Source organism: Paraburkholderia nodosa (assembly GCF_001718195.1).
Classification (GTDB): Bacteria; Pseudomonadota; Gammaproteobacteria; order Burkholderiales; family Burkholderiaceae; genus Paraburkholderia; species Paraburkholderia nodosa_A.
In genome coordinates, this window is sequence record NZ_MCNV01000031.1 from 1 (window position 1) to 15,281 (window position 15,281).

The window sequence follows — 15,281 nt, forward strand, 5'->3', positions numbered from 1 at the left end:
ACCTCTGGTGTACCGGTTGTGACGCCAGTCGCATCGCCGGGTAGCTATGTTCGGAAGAGATAACCGCTGAAAGCATCTAAGCGGGAAACTCGCCTCAAGATGAGACTTCCCCGGGGACTTGATCCCCTTGAAGGGTCGTTCGAGACCAGGACGTTGATAGGTCAGGTGTGGAAGCGCAGTAATGCGTTAAGCTAACTGATACTAATTGCCCGTAAGGCTTGATCCTATAACAGGTGTGTTTTTAAAGACGCACGGTTGAGATCACGTGTCGGTCTACGTTAATGCTTCAGCATTTACGTAGAACCCACACTATGTGTGTTGTGCCTGAAACAACACAACCCCAATTCAGCATCACCCTCTTTACGCTTCTTCCCGATTGGCTGTGGCGCGAACACAAAGCGCGACGCAGCAACCCGTCAAGCCTGATGACCATAGCGAGCTGGTCCCACCCCTTCCCATCCCGAACAGGACCGTGAAACAGCTCCACGCCGATGATAGTGCGGATTGCCCGTGTGAAAGTAGGTAATCGTCAGGCTCCTTATGCAGCAAGTCCAGAACCCCGGTGTCTCCGAAAGAGAACCGGGGTTCTGGCGTTTGCGCTTCTTCAGATGCAGAAAACAAAAAAGCCGTCCAATGGACGGCTTTTTGCATTGGTGCCTCGAATTACTGCTGCGCCAGAAATTTCGTCGCCAGATGCACCCAAAACGACGAACCGACCGGCAGCAGTTGATCGTTGAAGTCATAGCTCGCGTTGTGCAGCATGCAAGGCCCTGCGCCGTGCCCTGCATCACGGTGACCGCCTTCGCCGTTGCCGAGAAACGCGTAGCAGCCCGGTTTCTCCAGCAGCATGAACGAGAAGTCCTCGGCGCCCATGGTCGGTTCGACGTTCGCATCGACGTGATCGGCGCCGACAACCTCGCGCATGACCTCCGCGGCGAATTGCGCCTCCGCGCTGCTGTTCACCGTCGGCGGATAGTTGCGATGGAAGGTGATGTCGACCGAGCAGTCGTACGCATCAGCTGTGCTCTCGGCGATCTTGCGCAGTCGCGATTCGATCAGATCCAGCGTTTCCGTCGTGAAGGTACGCACCGTTCCCGCGATCCATGCCGTATTCGGCACCACGTTGACCGCGTCGCCCGCATGAATCTGCGTGATCGAGAGCACGGCCGTATCGAGCGGCTTCTTGTTGCGCGTGATGATGCTCTGCAACCCGTTCGCGATCTGCACCGCCGTGAAGACCGGATCGCGGCCGTTGTGCGGCAACGCGGCGTGCGAACCTACGCCCTTGATTTCAATGCGGAATTCGTTACTCGAGGCCATAATCGGCCCTTCGGTCACGCCGAAGTAGCCGGCCGGCATGCCCGGCCAGTTATGAATGCCGAATACGGCGTCCACGGGAAATTGTTTGAAGAGGCCATCTTCGATCATGGCTTTCGCGCCGGCGCCGCCTTCTTCGGCGGGCTGGAAAATGAAGACGATCGTGCCGTCGAACTGTCCGTGCCGCGCGAGATATTGCGCCGCGCCAAGCAGCATCGCGGTATGGCCGTCGTGGCCGCACGCGTGCATCTTGCCTTCGTTGCGCGAGCGATGGTCGAACGTATTGAGTTCCTGGATCGGCAACGCGTCCATATCGGCGCGTAATCCGACCATCCGTTTGCCGGTGCCGCGTTTGAGCACGCCGACAACGCCGGTTTGGCCCATGCCGCGATGCACTTCAATGCCCCATTCCGTGAGCTTTGCCGCAACGAGGTCGGAGGTTTGGGTTTCTTCGTAGCGCAGTTCGGGATGCGCGTGGATCGTTCGTCGGAGGCCCTGAATTTCGCCTTGGGCGGCCTGGATTTCCGGGATCAGTTTCATGGCGGACGGTGCTCGAAAAGTGGTCGCCCGGCCTTCGTCTCCAAAATAGGCCGGGTCTAGACGGACCATTCTACGCCGAACCTTTTTTTTCGCGCCAAGCACAGGGTGCGTACAGGGCCCGCACCCCGAACATAATAAAATCGCTTTTACGACAAAACGCCTCACCCACGGATTTCCGATGAACGCCCCAGCCGAATTTGCCCGTGCAGTTTGCCCGCACGATTGTCCCGATACCTGCGCGATGCGCGTGAGCGTCGAAAATGGCCGGGCGATCAAGGTGAGCGGCGACCCCGACCACCCGCCCACGCAAGGCGTGCTGTGCACGAAGGTGACCCGCTATGCGGAGCGCGTCCATCATCCGAAACGTTTGACGCAGCCGATGAAGCGTGTGGGGCGCAAGGGGGAAGGGCGTTTCGAGCCGATCAGCTGGGAGGAAGCCTGTCGCATCGCGGCCGAACGCCTCGGCGAAATCGCGCAGCGCGCGCCCGAAGCGATTCTGCCGTACAGCTATGCCGGCACGATGGGACTCGTTCAGGGCGATAGCATCGCCCAGTGCTTCTTCCACAAGCTCGGCGCATCGCGTCTCGATCGCGCGATCTGCGCGGCGGCAGGCGCCGCCGGCCTGCGTTATACGTTCGGCTCGAGCCTTGGCATGCTCACCGAGTATTTCGCGGAAAGCGAAGTGATCCTGATCTGGGGCGCCAACCCTATTGCGTCGAACCTGCACTTCTGGACCCGCGCGCAGGAAGCGAAACGCAACGGCGCGAAGCTGATCGCGATCGACCCCTATCGCTCGCTGACGGCCGAAAAGTGCCATCAGCACATTGCGCTTAAGCCCGGCACGGACGGCGCGCTCGCGCTCGGCATGATGCACGTACTGATCACCGAGGACCGTCTCGATCACGATTACATTGCGGCCCACACGCACGGTTTCGACGCGCTGAAGGCGCGTGCGCTGACCTACACGCCCGCACGTGTCGCCGCGATCTGCGGCATCGAGGAGCAGGCAGTCGTCGATCTCGCGCGCCTCTACGCCTCGACGCGCAAGGCGGCAATTCGCATGAACTATGGCCTGCAGCGCGTGCGCGGCGGCGGCAACGCCGTGCGTGCCATCGCCTGCCTGCCCGCGTTGACCGGTGCATGGCGCGAGCGCGCGGGCGGCGTGCTGCTTTCGTCGTCTGGCTGGGCGCCCGTCGATGCGAACGCGCTCCAGCGTCCGGATCTGATCCCGGGCTGGCCGCAGCATCAGCCGCGCATCGTCAACATGAACCAGATTGGCAACGCGCTCACGCACGCAGGCGACGCCGCATTCGGGCCGAAGGTCGAAGCGATCGTCGTCTACAACTCGAATCCCGTTGCGGTTGCGCCCGAGTCGGCGAAGGTCGCGGCTGGCTTCGCGCGCGAGGACCTCTTTACGATCGTGCTCGAGCAGTTCCAGACCGACACCGCCGATTACGCCGATCTACTTCTGCCGGCCACGACCCAGCTCGAACATCTCGACGTCCACAAGTCGTACGGCCACACGCACGTCATGGCGAACTTGCCGGCCATCGCGCCCGTTGGCGAGGCGCGGCCGAATACCGAAATCTTCCGCTGCATCGCACGCGCGATGGGTCTGACCGAGCCGGCGCTGTTCGAAAGCGATGAAGACGTGGCGGCCCATGCATTCGACTGGAACGATCCCGCACTGGGCGGCGCCGACTGGGCGGCGCTCAAGCGCGAAGGCTGGCTGAAGCTGAACATCCCCGAAGCGCCGTTTGCGAACGGCGGTTTTCGCACGCCGACGGGCAAGTGCGAGTTCCATAGCGAGGCGCTTGCGAAGGCCGGGCTCGATCCGCTGCCCGATTACCTGCCGCCGCACGAGTCGGCGGATGGCGCGCCCGAACTCGCCGCGCGTTATCCGCTCGCGATGATCTCGCCGCCTGCGCGCAACTTCCTGAACAGTACCTTCGTGAACGTGGAAAGCTTGCGCGCGACCGAAGGGGAGCCGCACGTGGACCTCCATCCGGCCGACGCCGCCCGCCGCGAGATTGCCGACGGCGACGAGGTTCGCGTGTTCAACGACCGCGGCTCGATGCGCGCGCGGGCGCGTGTGACCGATCGGGCGCGCAGCGGTCTCGTGGTCGGCCTGTCGATCTGGTGGAAGAAGCTTGCGCCGGATGGCCGCAACGCCAACGAAGTGACGAGCCAGGCGCTTACCGATCTTGGCGGCTCAGCGACTTTCTATGACTGCCTCGTCGAGGTCGAGCGCGCCTGAAAGCGCCTCAAGCTACCGCTAGCCGCCCCGCAACGTGCGTTCGAGGGGCCTTTCTAACTCGCTGATTTGCTGACATAAAAGCTGGGTCGCCATGCTACGATCCAATTTTTTAGCACGACCATTCGAAAAATCAAGGAGGAGACGCTGCATGGAAAAAGTCTGGCTGAAATCGTACCCGCCCGGCGTTCCCGCTGAAATCGACGCAAGCCGTTACGCGTCCATCACTGCGCTGCTCGAGGAGAGCTTCAGCGAATTCCGTGCAAAGCCCGCTTTCGCCTGCATGGGCAAGACGATCACCTACGGCGAGCTGGACCAGCTCTCCCAGCGTCTGGCCGCGTGGTTCCAGTCGCGCGGCATCGCACGTGGTGCGCGCATCGCGCTCATGATGCCCAACGTGCTCCAGTATCCGGTCGCGCTCGCCGCAGTGCTGCGCGCGGGGTATGTCGTCGTGAACGTGAACCCGCTCTACACGCCGCGCGAACTCGAACACCAGTTGAAGGACAGCGGCGCCGAGGCGATCGTCGTCCTCGAGAATTTTGCCGGAACCGTAAGCGCGGTCGTCGCCAATACGCGCGTGAAACACGTGCTGGTCGCGGCGATGGGCGACCTCCTTGGCGCGAAGGGCTTCATCGTCAACTTTGTCGTGCGAAGCGTGAAGAAGATGGTGCCTGCCTGGAACCTGCCCGGCCACGTGCGCTTCAACGACGCGCTCGCCGAAGGTGCGCGCACTGGCTTCAAGCGCGTCGAACAGACGCCCGAGGACGTCGCCTTCCTGCAGTACACGGGCGGCACGACCGGTGTGGCCAAGGGGGCGACGCTGCTGCATCGCAACCTGATCGCCAACGTGCTGCAGTCGGCGGCATGGACCGAGCCCGCGCTGGCGAAATTGCCGTCCGGTACACAACCGGTGACGGTCGCGGCGCTGCCTCTTTATCACGTGTTCGCCCTGACCGTTTGCGGGCTGCTGACGCTGCGCACCGGCGGTCTCGCGATCCTGATTCCGAATCCGCGCGATATCGCGGGCATGATCAAAGAGCTGCGCGGGTACTCGATCACGTGTTTCCCCGCGGTGAATACGCTCTACAACGCGATGCTCAACCATCCGGAATTCGGCAATCTGGACTTCACGCACCTGCTCGTTGCGAACGGCGGCGGCATGGCGGTGCAGGAAGCGGTGGCCAAGCGCTGGTACGAGCGCACGCATACGCCGATCGTCGAAGGCTATGGCCTCTCGGAAACCTCACCCAGCGTGACCTGCAATCCGGTCACGGCGACGGAATACACCGGCACGATCGGCTTGCCGCTGCCCTCCACTGAAATCTCGATTCGCGACGACGCCGGCAACGAACTGCCGATCGGCGAGGCGGGCGAGATCTGCATCCGTGGGCCGCAGGTGATGGCGGGCTACTGGCAGCGGCCCGAAGAAACGGCGAAGGTCATGACGCCGGACGGCTACTTCAAGTCGGGCGACATCGGTCTCATCAACGCGCGCGGCTACATCAAGCTCGTCGACCGCAAGAAGGACATGATTCTGGTCTCGGGCTTCAATGTGTATCCGAACGAGGTCGAGGATGTCGTGGCCAAGCTGCCGGGCGTGTTCGAAGTGGCGGCGGTGGGCGTGCCGGACCAGAATTCGGGCGAGGCGGTGAAGCTCTATATCGTCAAGAAGGACCCGGCGCTCACCGACAAGGACGTGTTCGAGTACTGCAAGACGCAGCTCACCGGCTACAAGCGGCCGAAGATCATCGAGTTCCGCAACGATCTGCCCAAGAGCAACGTCGGCAAGATCCTGCGCCGCGAGCTGCGCGACGGTCGCGCCTGAAAACGCAAGAGCGAAGCGAAAGGCCAGCGAGTCAAAAGCGAAGAGCGGCCTGCCCGTCGAGGGCAGGCCGCTTTTTTGTCGTGCGCACTGTGGCGAAACGACAAAACGCACCCAAGAAAAAAGGCGCCCGGAGGCGCCTTCGAGATTACAGCGACTGTTCTTCTTAGAACTTGTGACGGATACCAACGCGAGCCGTGAACACGTTGTTCGTGCTCGACGGCGTCAGGCCGTTGATCGACGCGACAGCGGTGTTGCCCGTCGAGTCGGAGCCCGTAGCGTGCTGGTACACGCCAATCAGGTAGACGTCCGTGCGCTTCGACAGGAAGTAGTCCGTGCCCAGTGCGTACTGGAAGTACTTCGCGCCGCTTTCGCTCGTGCCGTTCGCACGCGTGACGCTGCTGCCGTCCGTGAAGTCGAACGCGAAGCCTGCCAGCAGGGCCGGCGTGAACTGGTACTTGATGTTCGCTTCGACGTTGTTGAAGTTGGCATTCGTGCCGCGTTGGAACAGCGAGGTCGACGTCTGGCCGAGGTTGCGGAAGCTGACGTTCGAGTACGTCAGGCCGAGCGTTGCTGCGCCGAACGTGTATGCGCCGCCTGCGCCGATGACCTGGTACGTGTTGGCCGATGCGAAGCCGCCGTACACCGGATTGCCAGCAGCCGTCAGCGCTGCCGAAGCACCAGCCGAGCCGCCGTTGTTGAACAGGCCGCCGGTAGCGTTCGGCGTACGTGCGTTCAGGTAGCCCACGCCGAGGACGAGGGGACCGTTGTTGTAGCCAGCGCCCAACGACCAGATCTGGTTCGCCGAGAAGTTGCCTGCCTGGCCACCGAAGCTGTACGTGCCGCCGAACGTCAGGCCAGCGTAGTTGGCGCTGGTGAACTTGACCGTGTTGTTCGTACGGTAGGCGTTGTTGAAGTTGTCCAGATCCTGCGGGTGAGCAGCGATGTAGCCGCCCCACTGGTCGCCTGCTTCGAGCGGGCCGACGTAGTCGACGACGGAGTCGTACTGGCGACCCAGCGTGACCGTGCCGAACTGTGCGCTCGAGAGGCCGACATAAGCCTGACGACCGAACATCAGGCCGCCTTGACCGAGCTTGCCGGTGTTCACGTCAAAACCATTTTCCAACACGAAGACTGCCTTCAGGCCGCCGCCGAGGTCTTCAGCGCCGCGCAGGCCGAAACGGCTGCCTTGCATCACGCCGCTCGACAGGTTGTACAGGTGCTTGCCACCCGAATTCGTGTTGATGTTGAAACCTTCGTCGATGATACCGTACAGCGTGACGCTGCTCTGAGCGTGAGCAACGCCCGCGAACGCGCCCAGCGCAGCCAGCGCGAGAAGCGACTTCTTCATTGAATGATCTCCAGTGTTTGCGAATCTTTTGCGTCTTTTAACGGGACCAGTTTTTTATCTTGCGTAGGGTCCTGTCCTTCTAACTTCGCGAGAAGTTGCACGTAATGTAACAAAAGGGTTAACAGTCACAAAGGAAAAGCCTGGGCCTCGCTAAGTACCTGTTTCGTTTACACAACATGGTCTAGAATATGCAGCTATCTATCGGCGCTGCCCCGGATTGACGGATGTCCGTGAGTTTGTGTAGTGGTGAAAGGGCAGTCCGGGCGAGCGACCAATCCGGCTCGCCAACGAAATGAAAGGGAGGCTGGATGACGCTAGATGACTTGATTACCGAATTCGACCGGGGCCTGCGCTCTCTCACCGGCGTGTCCCGCATGACGCGTCCGATGCCGCAGCCTTCCCCCGTGACCATCGAAGTGACGCCCGAGGGCGATGCCGTACCAGCCGGCAGCGAACTCACGCCTGCCGAGCGCACGCACGCCGCCGGCCTCATGCGCGTCAATCACGTCGGCGAAGTGTGCGCGCAGGCGCTGTATCAGGCGCAGAAAATCTCGGCGCGCTCGCCCTCGCTCAGGGCGGCCTTCGAGCAAGCCGCGCGCGAGGAAGAGGACCACCTCGCGTGGACCTCGCGCCGGCTACAGGCGCTCGACTCGCGTCCGAGCCTCCTTAATCCGCTCTGGTACGCAGGCGCGCTCGCGATCGGCTTCGCCGCCGGCCGCCTGGGTGACAAGGTGAGCCTCGGCTTCATGGCCGAAACCGAGCGCCAGGTCGAGCATCATCTCGACAGCCACCTCGACAGCTTGCCGCCCGCCGATCTCGAGTCGCGCGCGGTTGTCGAGCAAATGCGCGCCGACGAAATCTCGCACGCAAAATCGGCCGCCGATCTGGGCGGAGTCGAATTGCCTTTGCCGGTGCGTTCGCTAATGCGTGTAGCATCGAAAGTGATGACGCGAACCGCCTACTACATCTGATTAATGCGTATGGGCCGGCAATCGCTGTCGGCCCATACTCGGATTAATCTTTCAGAGCTTTCAGCCCCCGGTTTTAATCCCCGCAAGCCCCCCGCTCGATCCCTCCGTAGGCCGTTTATCGCCGCGCTTTTCACGTATCACCTTCAGAACCTGCGTTAGCTCATTCATTCATAACGGTTTTTGGCTTTTGTCGCGACTTCAACAAGTGCCGCTAAGTCCTTGTTCTAGCGGATAAATTTCGTCAAAAAACGTCCGGTCTCCCTTGACCCTCGTTGGGCGTTCCTCTAAAGTGGGAGACAGTGTGAGAAAGTGTATTTTTGTGTGATTTCAGGCGCGTATTCAGGTAGATTTTCCGGGATTTAGGCGGGCGGCCAAAAGCGCCGCATAAGGGGGAGCAAATTGTTCCAGGGGGCGTCGGCGCTAACACTCGATGCGAAAGGACGGATGTCGATTCCGTCTCGCTATCGGGAAGCGCTGCAACAACAGGCAGAAGGACGGGTGACGATCACCAAGCACCCGGACGGCTGCCTGTTGCTATTTCCGCGCCCCGAATGGGAAGTGTTCCGCTCGAAGGTCGCCGCGTTGCCGATGGACGCGCACTGGTGGCGCCGTATTTTTCTGGGCAATGCGTCCGACGTCGATGTCGATAGTGCTGGCCGCGTGCTCGTCTCACCTGAATTGCGTCTGGCGGCAGGAATGGAAAAGGAAGTCATGCTGCTCGGCATGGGTAGTCATTTTGAGTTGTGGGATGCGCAGACCTACGCCGCCAAGGAACAGGCGGCGATGGCGCAGGGCATGCCCGACGCCTTGAAAAATTTCACGTTCTGATCGCGGTTCAAAACGCTATGGCATCTGCGATGGGACAGGGACTGCAGCATCGCACGGTGCTGCTAGACGAAGCGGTGAACGCGCTGGTCACGCGCGCGGACGGCGTCTATGTGGACGGCACGTTCGGTCGCGGCGGGCACAGTCGCGCGATCCTCGGGCGTCTCGGCGAGGCCGGGCGCCTGATCGCGTTCGACAAGGACCCGCTGGCGATCGCGACGGCGCAAACCGTGAACGACGCGCGGTTCTCGATCGTGCATGAGAGTTTTGCTTCGCTGCGCGACGAGCTCGCGTCGCGCGGGGTAGGGCGTGTGTCGGGAATATTGCTGGACCTTGGCGTGTCGTCGCCGCAGTTCGACGATCCGCAGCGCGGTTTCAGTTTCCGCGCGGATGGTCCGCTCGACATGCGGATGGACCCGACGCGCGGCGAGTCCGCCGCTGACTGGCTCGCTCGGGCCACGTTGCAGGAACTGACGGAGGTAATTCGGGATTATGGGGAAGAACGGTTTGCTTTTCAGATTGCAAAGGCGCTTGTTGCTCGCCGGGCAGAGTCCGACCGTCTCGGGCCTCTCGACAGCACGGGCGAGCTTGCCCAAATCGTGGCTAACGTCGTCAAAACCCGTGAGAAGGGTAAGGACCCGGCAACCCGCACCTTTCAAGCTATACGGATTCACGTCAATCAAGAGCTTGCGGAGCTGCAGGTCGTTCTAGAAGCAGCACTGTCGTTGCTGGAACAGGGGGGGCGGCTGGTGGTCATCAGCTTTCATTCGCTCGAAGACCGGATCGTCAAGCGGTTCATGCAGGCGCACGCAAGCGCGCCGGCGGTGGATCGCCGCTTGCCGATCCGCGCCGTCGACCTGCCGAGCCCGCCGCTCAAGCTGCTCGGCCGCGTATTCGCGAGCGACGAAGAAGTCGCCGCGAATCCGCGCGCCCGCTCGGCCGTGATGCGCACCGCGGAGCGCGTCACGCCATGAATCGTCTGAACATCTTCCTGCTGATCGTCGTCATGGGGTGCGCGCTTTCCGTCGTGAACGCCACCAATCAGCAGCGCCAGATCTTCATCCAGTTGCAACGTGCGCAGTCGCAGGAGCATCAGCTTCAGCAGGACTACGCACAGCTTCAATATCAGCAGAGCGCGCTGTCGAGAACGTCGCGCATCGAACAGATCGCCACCGACTCGCTCAAGATGCAGCCCGTCACGACCGGACGCACGCAATATCTGACGCTCGCGCCCGGCAGCGCAACCGCCGTCGACGCACCCGTGCCGACCTCGGCGCCCCCGCAGGGCGCCGCGCCTACGCCTGCCCGCCGCGGAGGCACGCGATGAAAAAGGACAATCGCCGCAAGAGCGTTGCCTTCAGCGCCAACCCCATTCTCTCCGTGCGCCTGCCGATGTGGCGCTCGAAGCTCGTCGTATTCCTGCTCTTCATGGCGTTCGTCGCGCTTGCCGCGCGCGCATTCTGGATTCAGGGGCCAGGCAACGCGTTCTATCAGAAGCAGGGCGAAAGCCGCTACCAGCGCACGATCGAGTTACCGGCCACGCGCGGCAAGATTCTCGACCGTAACGGCCTCGTGCTCGCCACGAGCCTGCCCGTGCGCGCGATCTGGGCGATTCCCGAAGCCGTGCCCGACGATCTCGGCGCCGACAAGCTCAACCAGCTCGGCGCGCTGCTCGGCATGAACACGAAAGAGCTGCGTGCGAAGCTCCACGAAGACAAGACCTTCGTCTATGTGAAGCGCCAGGTGCCGCTCGACGTCGCGCAGAAAGTGACGGCGCTCGACATTCCGGGTATTTACCAGCGCAACGAATACAAGCGCTTCTATCCGGAAGGCGACGTCACCGCGCACTTGATCGGCTTCACCAACGTCGAGGACGAGGGCCAGGAAGGCGTCGAGCTGTCGGACCAGAAGGTGCTCGCGGGCGTGCCGGGCATTCGCCACGTCATCAAGGACCGCATGGGCCACATCGTCGAGGACGTCGACGAGACGGTCGTGCCCCACGATGGCAAGGACGTCGAACTGTCGATCGACAGCAAGATTCAGTACATCGCCTATTCGAACCTGAAGGCTGCCGTCGAGAAGTTCAGGGCCAAGGCCGGCGCTGCGGTGGTGGTGGACGTGCGCACGGGCGAAGTGCTCGCGCTCGTGAACTATCCGACCTACAACCCGAACGACCGCTCGCATCTCACGGGCGAGCAGCTTCGCAACCGCATCCTCACCGACGTGTTCGAGCCGGGTTCGATCATGAAGCCCTTCACGGTGTCGCTTGCGCTGGATCTGCACCGCGTCTCGCCGAGTACACTGGTGGATACGGGCGCGGGCCACTTCACCCTCGACGGTGCGACCATCACCGACGACGCCGGTTTTGGCGTGCTGACGGTGGGCGGCGTGATCCAGAAGTCGAGCAACATCGGCGCGACCAAGATCGCGATGACGCTCAAGCCCGAAGAAATGTGGGACATGTACACCAGCATCGGTCTCGGTCAGGCGCCGAAGGTCGGGTTCCCCGGCGCGGCGGCGGGCCGTTTGCGTCCGTGGAAAAGCTGGCGCCGCATCGAGCAGGCGACGATGTCCTACGGCTACGGCCTCTCCGTTTCGCTGTTCCAGCTCGCGCGCGCGTACACGGCGATCGCGCACGACGGCCAGATTCTGCCGGTCACGATCTTCCGCCACCCCGGCGACACGCAGCCGGTGCAGGGCACCCAGGTCTTCGCGCCGACCACGGCGCGTGAAGTGCGCACGATGCTGGAGAGCGTGGTGTCGAAGGACGGCACTTCGCCCGACGCCGCCGTGCCCGGCTACCGCGTGGGCGGCAAGTCCGGTACGGCGTACAAGCACGGCCCGCACGGCTACGATCATTCGAAATACCGCGCGTCGTTCGTCGGCATGGCGCCGATGCCGAATCCGCGCATCGTCGTGGCCGTCACGGTCGACGAACCGACGGCCGGCAGCCACTTCGGCGGTGCCGTGTCGGGTCCGGTGTTCTCGGGCATCGTCGGCGATACGCTGCGCTCGCTCAACGTTCCGCCGGATATGCCGGTGAAGCAGCTCGTCGTCGAGGATAACAGCGCCGCCGCCTCGGCCCCGGCCGTCGCGAACGCGCCCGCTGCGCCCGTGAAGCACGCGGCGAACACGCCTACCGCGAAAAGCGCCGCAGCCGCGCATCACATGACCGTCGCGGACAACGCGAAAAATCGACCCGGAGTCGTCCGATGAGCGCCACGCGCACCCAGCATCCCGCGCACCGGCAGATCGCGGACGCGCTCGCATGGCTGCGCGCGCACGTCGCGCCAGAAGCGGGCCTGCACGCCGACACGCGCTCGCTCAAGCCGGGCGATGTGTTTCTCGCCTACGCCGTCGAGGGCGCGGACAGCCGCCCGCACATCGCCAACGCGATCGAGCGGGGCGCTGCAGCCGTGCTGTATCAGCCGGAAGGGTATGCGGGCGAGAAGCTCGACGCGTCGATTGCGCTGGCTGTACCGCAGCTCGACGTGCTCGCGGGCGAAATCGCCAGCGGCTGGTATGGCCACCCGAGCGATGCCATGCTCGTGGTCGGCGTAACGGGAACAAACGGCAAGACGTCGTGCAGCCAGTGGATCGCCTCGGCGTTGACGGCCATCGGCCAGAAGTGCGCGATCGTCGGCACGCTGGGCACGGGCTTTCCGGGTCAGCTCGTGCATACGGGCTTCACCACGCCCGACGCGCCGCAGCTGCAGCGCAGCCTCGCGCAATTGCGCGGCGCTGGCGCACAGGCGATCGCGATGGAAGTCTCCTCGCACGCGCTGCATCAGGGCCGCGTGAACGGCACGTCGTTCGACATCGGCGTCTTCACGAATCTCACGCAAGACCATCTCGACTATCACCACACGTTCGAGGCCTACGAGGCCGCGAAGGCGCGTCTGTTCGCATGGCCGGGCCTGCGCGCCGCGATCATCAACACCGACGACGCAGCGGGCCGCCGCCTGATCGCCGCGACGCGCGGCAAGGCTCGCACGATTGCGTACAGCGTGGCGACGCCCGCCGCCGACGCACCCGTCGCCGACGCGTGGCTGCGCGCGAACGACGTGCGCGCGACCGCCACCGGCACGGCGTTTCATCTGGAAACGTCGGATTGGGGCGAGGCGCAAGTCGAGGCGCATGTTCTCGGCCTCTTCAACGTGAGCAATCTGCTCGGCGTGCTCGGCGCGCTGCTTGCGGCGAACGTGCCGCTCGTCGCGGCGCTCAACGAGATCTCGAAGCTGCAGCCGGTGAACGGCCGCATGGAGCGTCTTGGCGGCCGCGCCGATCACGACGAGCCGCTCATCGTGATCGATTACGCGCATACGCCGGACGCGCTCGAAAAAACGCTCGAAGCGCTGCGCCCGATGGCGGCCGCACGCGGCGGCCAGCTCGTCTGCATGTTCGGCTGCGGCGGCGATCGCGACGCGACCAAGCGCCCGCTCATGGGCGCGATCGCGGAACGCCTCGCCGACCAGGTCGTCGTGACGAGCGACAACCCGCGCAGCGAGTCGCCGGCCGCGATCATCGAGCAGATCGCGCAAGGCATGCGCGACGCCGCGAAGGCGCGCCGCATCGAGGATCGTGCGAGTGCGATCCTGCAGGCGGTGCGCGGCGCGGCGCGCGAAGACGTCGTCGTGCTGGCCGGCAAAGGCCACGAGGCGACCCAGGAAATCATGGGCAAGAAGCGCGCGTTCTCCGATCAGGACCACGCGCGGCTTGCACTCGCCGCCCGTGCCACGCACGGGCGCGGAGGTGGTGAATGACGATGCTTTCCCTGCGGGAAGCCGCGGCGCTGATTCCCGGCGCGAGCGTACTCGGCGACGAGAACGCCACGTTCGAGCGCATTTCGACCGACAGCCGCACCACCGGCCCCGGCGATCTCTTCGTCGCGCTCAAGGGTGACCGCTTCGACGCGCACGACTTTCTCGGCGAAGTAGCGAACCGCCAGGTGAGCGCGGCGCTTGTTTCGCGCAGCCCCGGCGACTGGCGCATCCCCGCGCTGCGCGTGGACGACACGCGCAAGGCGCTCGGCGCGCTCGCGCTCGGCTGGCGCCGCCGCTTCTCGATGCCGCTCGTCGCCGTGACGGGCAGTAACGGCAAAACGACGGTCAAGGAAATGATCGCGTCGATCTTCGCGGCGGCCGTTGGAGAAAATTTGCGTCTCGCGACCACCGGAAACCTCAATAACGACATCGGCGTGCCGTTAACGTTGCTGCGTTTGAGCGGCGCTCATCGGCTGGCGGTGGTCGAACTCGGCATGAATCACCCGGGCGAGACCGAGTTGCTGGCGAAATTCGCCGAGCCGACGGTCGCGGTGGTGAACAACGCGCAGCGCGAACATCAGGAATTCATGGCGACGGTGGAAGCCGTCGCGCTCGAGCATGCGAGCGTGATTCACACGCTCAAGCCCACGGGCGTCGCGGTGTTTCCCGCCGACGATGCCTACGCGAGCATCTGGCGCGTGGCGGCGACGGGTTCGCGCATCCTCGACTTCGCGCTGCATACGGATACGCGTGCGGTTGAAGCGGCAGTCACCGGCAAGCTCGTCGACAGGCTCGCGGGCAACCGTCTCGCGATCGCGACGCCGGAAGGCCATCTCGAAGTGGAGTTGAAGGTGCTGGGCGCACACAACGCGCACAACGCGCTCGCGGCCACGGCGGCGGCGATTGCGTCGGGCGTCTCGCTCGAAGCGATCGGCCGCGGGCTCGAGGCGTTCGAGCCGGTGAAGGGCCGCTTGCAGGTGAAGCGCGCGGCGCTTGGCGAGCTGACGGGCGCGACGGTGATCGACGACACCTACAACGCGAATCCCGACTCGGTGCGTGCAGCGATCGACGTGCTGGCTTTGCGCACGTCGCCGCGCGTGCTGGTGCTCGGAGACATGGGCGAAGTCGGCGACGACGGTCCCGCCTTTCACCGCGAGGTGGGCGCTTACGCGAAGGAACGCGGCATCGACGCGCTCTACACGCTCGGCGACGCAGCGCGTGACAGCGCGACGGCGTTCGGCGCGCAGGCGCTGCATGCCGCCGACGTGAGCGAACTCGTGCGCGCACTGGCTGGTGCCGGTTACGGCGCGGGCGCAACGATTCTCGTGAAAGGCTCGCGCTTCATGCAGATGGAGCGCGTAGTAGCGGCACTCACGAATCCGCAAAACCCTGCGCCGGACGCGAAGTCCGGTGCGCACTGAAATACGAAGGAATACAA

Annotated in this window: 11 protein-coding genes and 2 rRNA genes; 11 read left to right on the top strand and 2 right to left on the bottom strand. The window is 63.7% G+C overall.

Annotated elements, in window-relative coordinates; all coding sequences use genetic code 11:
* Both BFD71_RS33180 and rrf read left to right on the top strand, forming a co-directional pair.
* Positions 1–226, top strand: a 23S ribosomal RNA gene (locus BFD71_RS33180); the annotation flags it as partial.
* Between the two features lie 195 nt (positions 227–421).
* Positions 422–535 (top strand): 5S ribosomal RNA (gene rrf, locus BFD71_RS33185).
* A 128-nt stretch (positions 536–663) separates the two neighbouring features.
* Here the strand turns inward: rrf and BFD71_RS33190 are convergent.
* Positions 664–1,857, bottom strand: coding sequence for a M20 aminoacylase family protein (locus tag BFD71_RS33190; RefSeq protein WP_069268476.1), 1,194 nt, complete (start codon positions 1,855–1,857; stop codon positions 664–666).
* A gap of 178 nt (positions 1,858–2,035) precedes the next feature.
* Here BFD71_RS33190 and BFD71_RS33195 point away from each other — a divergent pair, with 178 nt between their 5' ends.
* Both BFD71_RS33195 and BFD71_RS33200 read left to right on the top strand, forming a co-directional pair.
* Entirely contained in the window at positions 2,036–4,114 is a 2,079-nt protein-coding gene (locus BFD71_RS33195; RefSeq protein ID WP_069268477.1) for a molybdopterin-containing oxidoreductase family protein, read from the top strand.
* Positions 4,115–4,262: 148 nt separating this feature from the next.
* Positions 4,263–5,936: a long-chain fatty acid--CoA ligase gene (locus BFD71_RS33200; RefSeq protein WP_069268478.1), complete on the top strand. Its 1,674-nt coding sequence runs from the start codon at positions 4,263–4,265 to the stop codon at positions 5,934–5,936.
* A gap of 163 nt (positions 5,937–6,099) precedes the next feature.
* Here BFD71_RS33200 and BFD71_RS33205 read toward each other — a convergent pair whose 3' ends face one another.
* On the bottom strand, positions 6,100–7,284 hold the full coding sequence (locus BFD71_RS33205; RefSeq protein ID WP_069268479.1) for a porin: 1,185 nt from the start codon (positions 7,282–7,284) through the stop codon (positions 6,100–6,102).
* A 308-nt stretch (positions 7,285–7,592) separates the two neighbouring features.
* Here BFD71_RS33205 and coq7 point away from each other — a divergent pair, with 308 nt between their 5' ends.
* The 7 genes from coq7 to BFD71_RS33240 all read left to right on the top strand — a co-directional run bounded on the left by coq7 (position 7,593) and on the right by BFD71_RS33240 (position 15,264).
* The gene (gene coq7 / locus BFD71_RS33210; protein ID WP_069268480.1) at positions 7,593–8,255 is read left to right on the top strand and encodes a 2-polyprenyl-3-methyl-6-methoxy-1,4-benzoquinone monooxygenase; all 663 of its coding nucleotides are present in this window, start codon (positions 7,593–7,595) and stop codon (positions 8,253–8,255) included.
* A gap of 399 nt (positions 8,256–8,654) precedes the next feature.
* A complete protein-coding gene (mraZ, locus tag BFD71_RS33215; protein WP_028207782.1) occupies positions 8,655–9,083 on the top strand; it encodes a division/cell wall cluster transcriptional repressor MraZ in 429 nt (142 codons plus the stop codon).
* 17 nt (positions 9,084–9,100) lie between these two features.
* Complete coding sequence (rsmH, locus tag BFD71_RS33220; protein ID WP_069268481.1) at positions 9,101–10,054, top strand: 16S rRNA (cytosine(1402)-N(4))-methyltransferase RsmH; 954 nt, start codon at positions 9,101–9,103, stop codon at positions 10,052–10,054.
* Positions 10,051–10,407, top strand: coding sequence for a cell division protein FtsL (ftsL, locus tag BFD71_RS33225; RefSeq protein WP_028207784.1), 357 nt, complete (start codon positions 10,051–10,053; stop codon positions 10,405–10,407). Before rsmH ends, ftsL begins: the two co-directional genes overlap by 4 nt.
* A complete protein-coding gene (locus BFD71_RS33230) occupies positions 10,404–12,296 on the top strand; it encodes a peptidoglycan D,D-transpeptidase FtsI family protein (RefSeq protein ID WP_069268482.1) in 1,893 nt (630 codons plus the stop codon). The genes ftsL and BFD71_RS33230 overlap by 4 nt, the downstream gene beginning before the upstream one ends.
* Positions 12,293–13,843 carry a UDP-N-acetylmuramoyl-L-alanyl-D-glutamate--2,6-diaminopimelate ligase gene (locus BFD71_RS33235; protein WP_069268483.1) on the top strand — a complete coding sequence of 517 codons (1,551 nt, stop codon included), beginning with the start codon at positions 12,293–12,295 and terminating at the stop codon, positions 13,841–13,843. The genes BFD71_RS33230 and BFD71_RS33235 overlap by 4 nt, the downstream gene beginning before the upstream one ends.
* A complete protein-coding gene (locus BFD71_RS33240; protein WP_069268484.1) occupies positions 13,840–15,264 on the top strand; it encodes a UDP-N-acetylmuramoyl-tripeptide--D-alanyl-D-alanine ligase in 1,425 nt (474 codons plus the stop codon). Before BFD71_RS33235 ends, BFD71_RS33240 begins: the two co-directional genes overlap by 4 nt.
* The last annotated feature ends 17 nt before the right edge of the window (positions 15,265–15,281 follow it).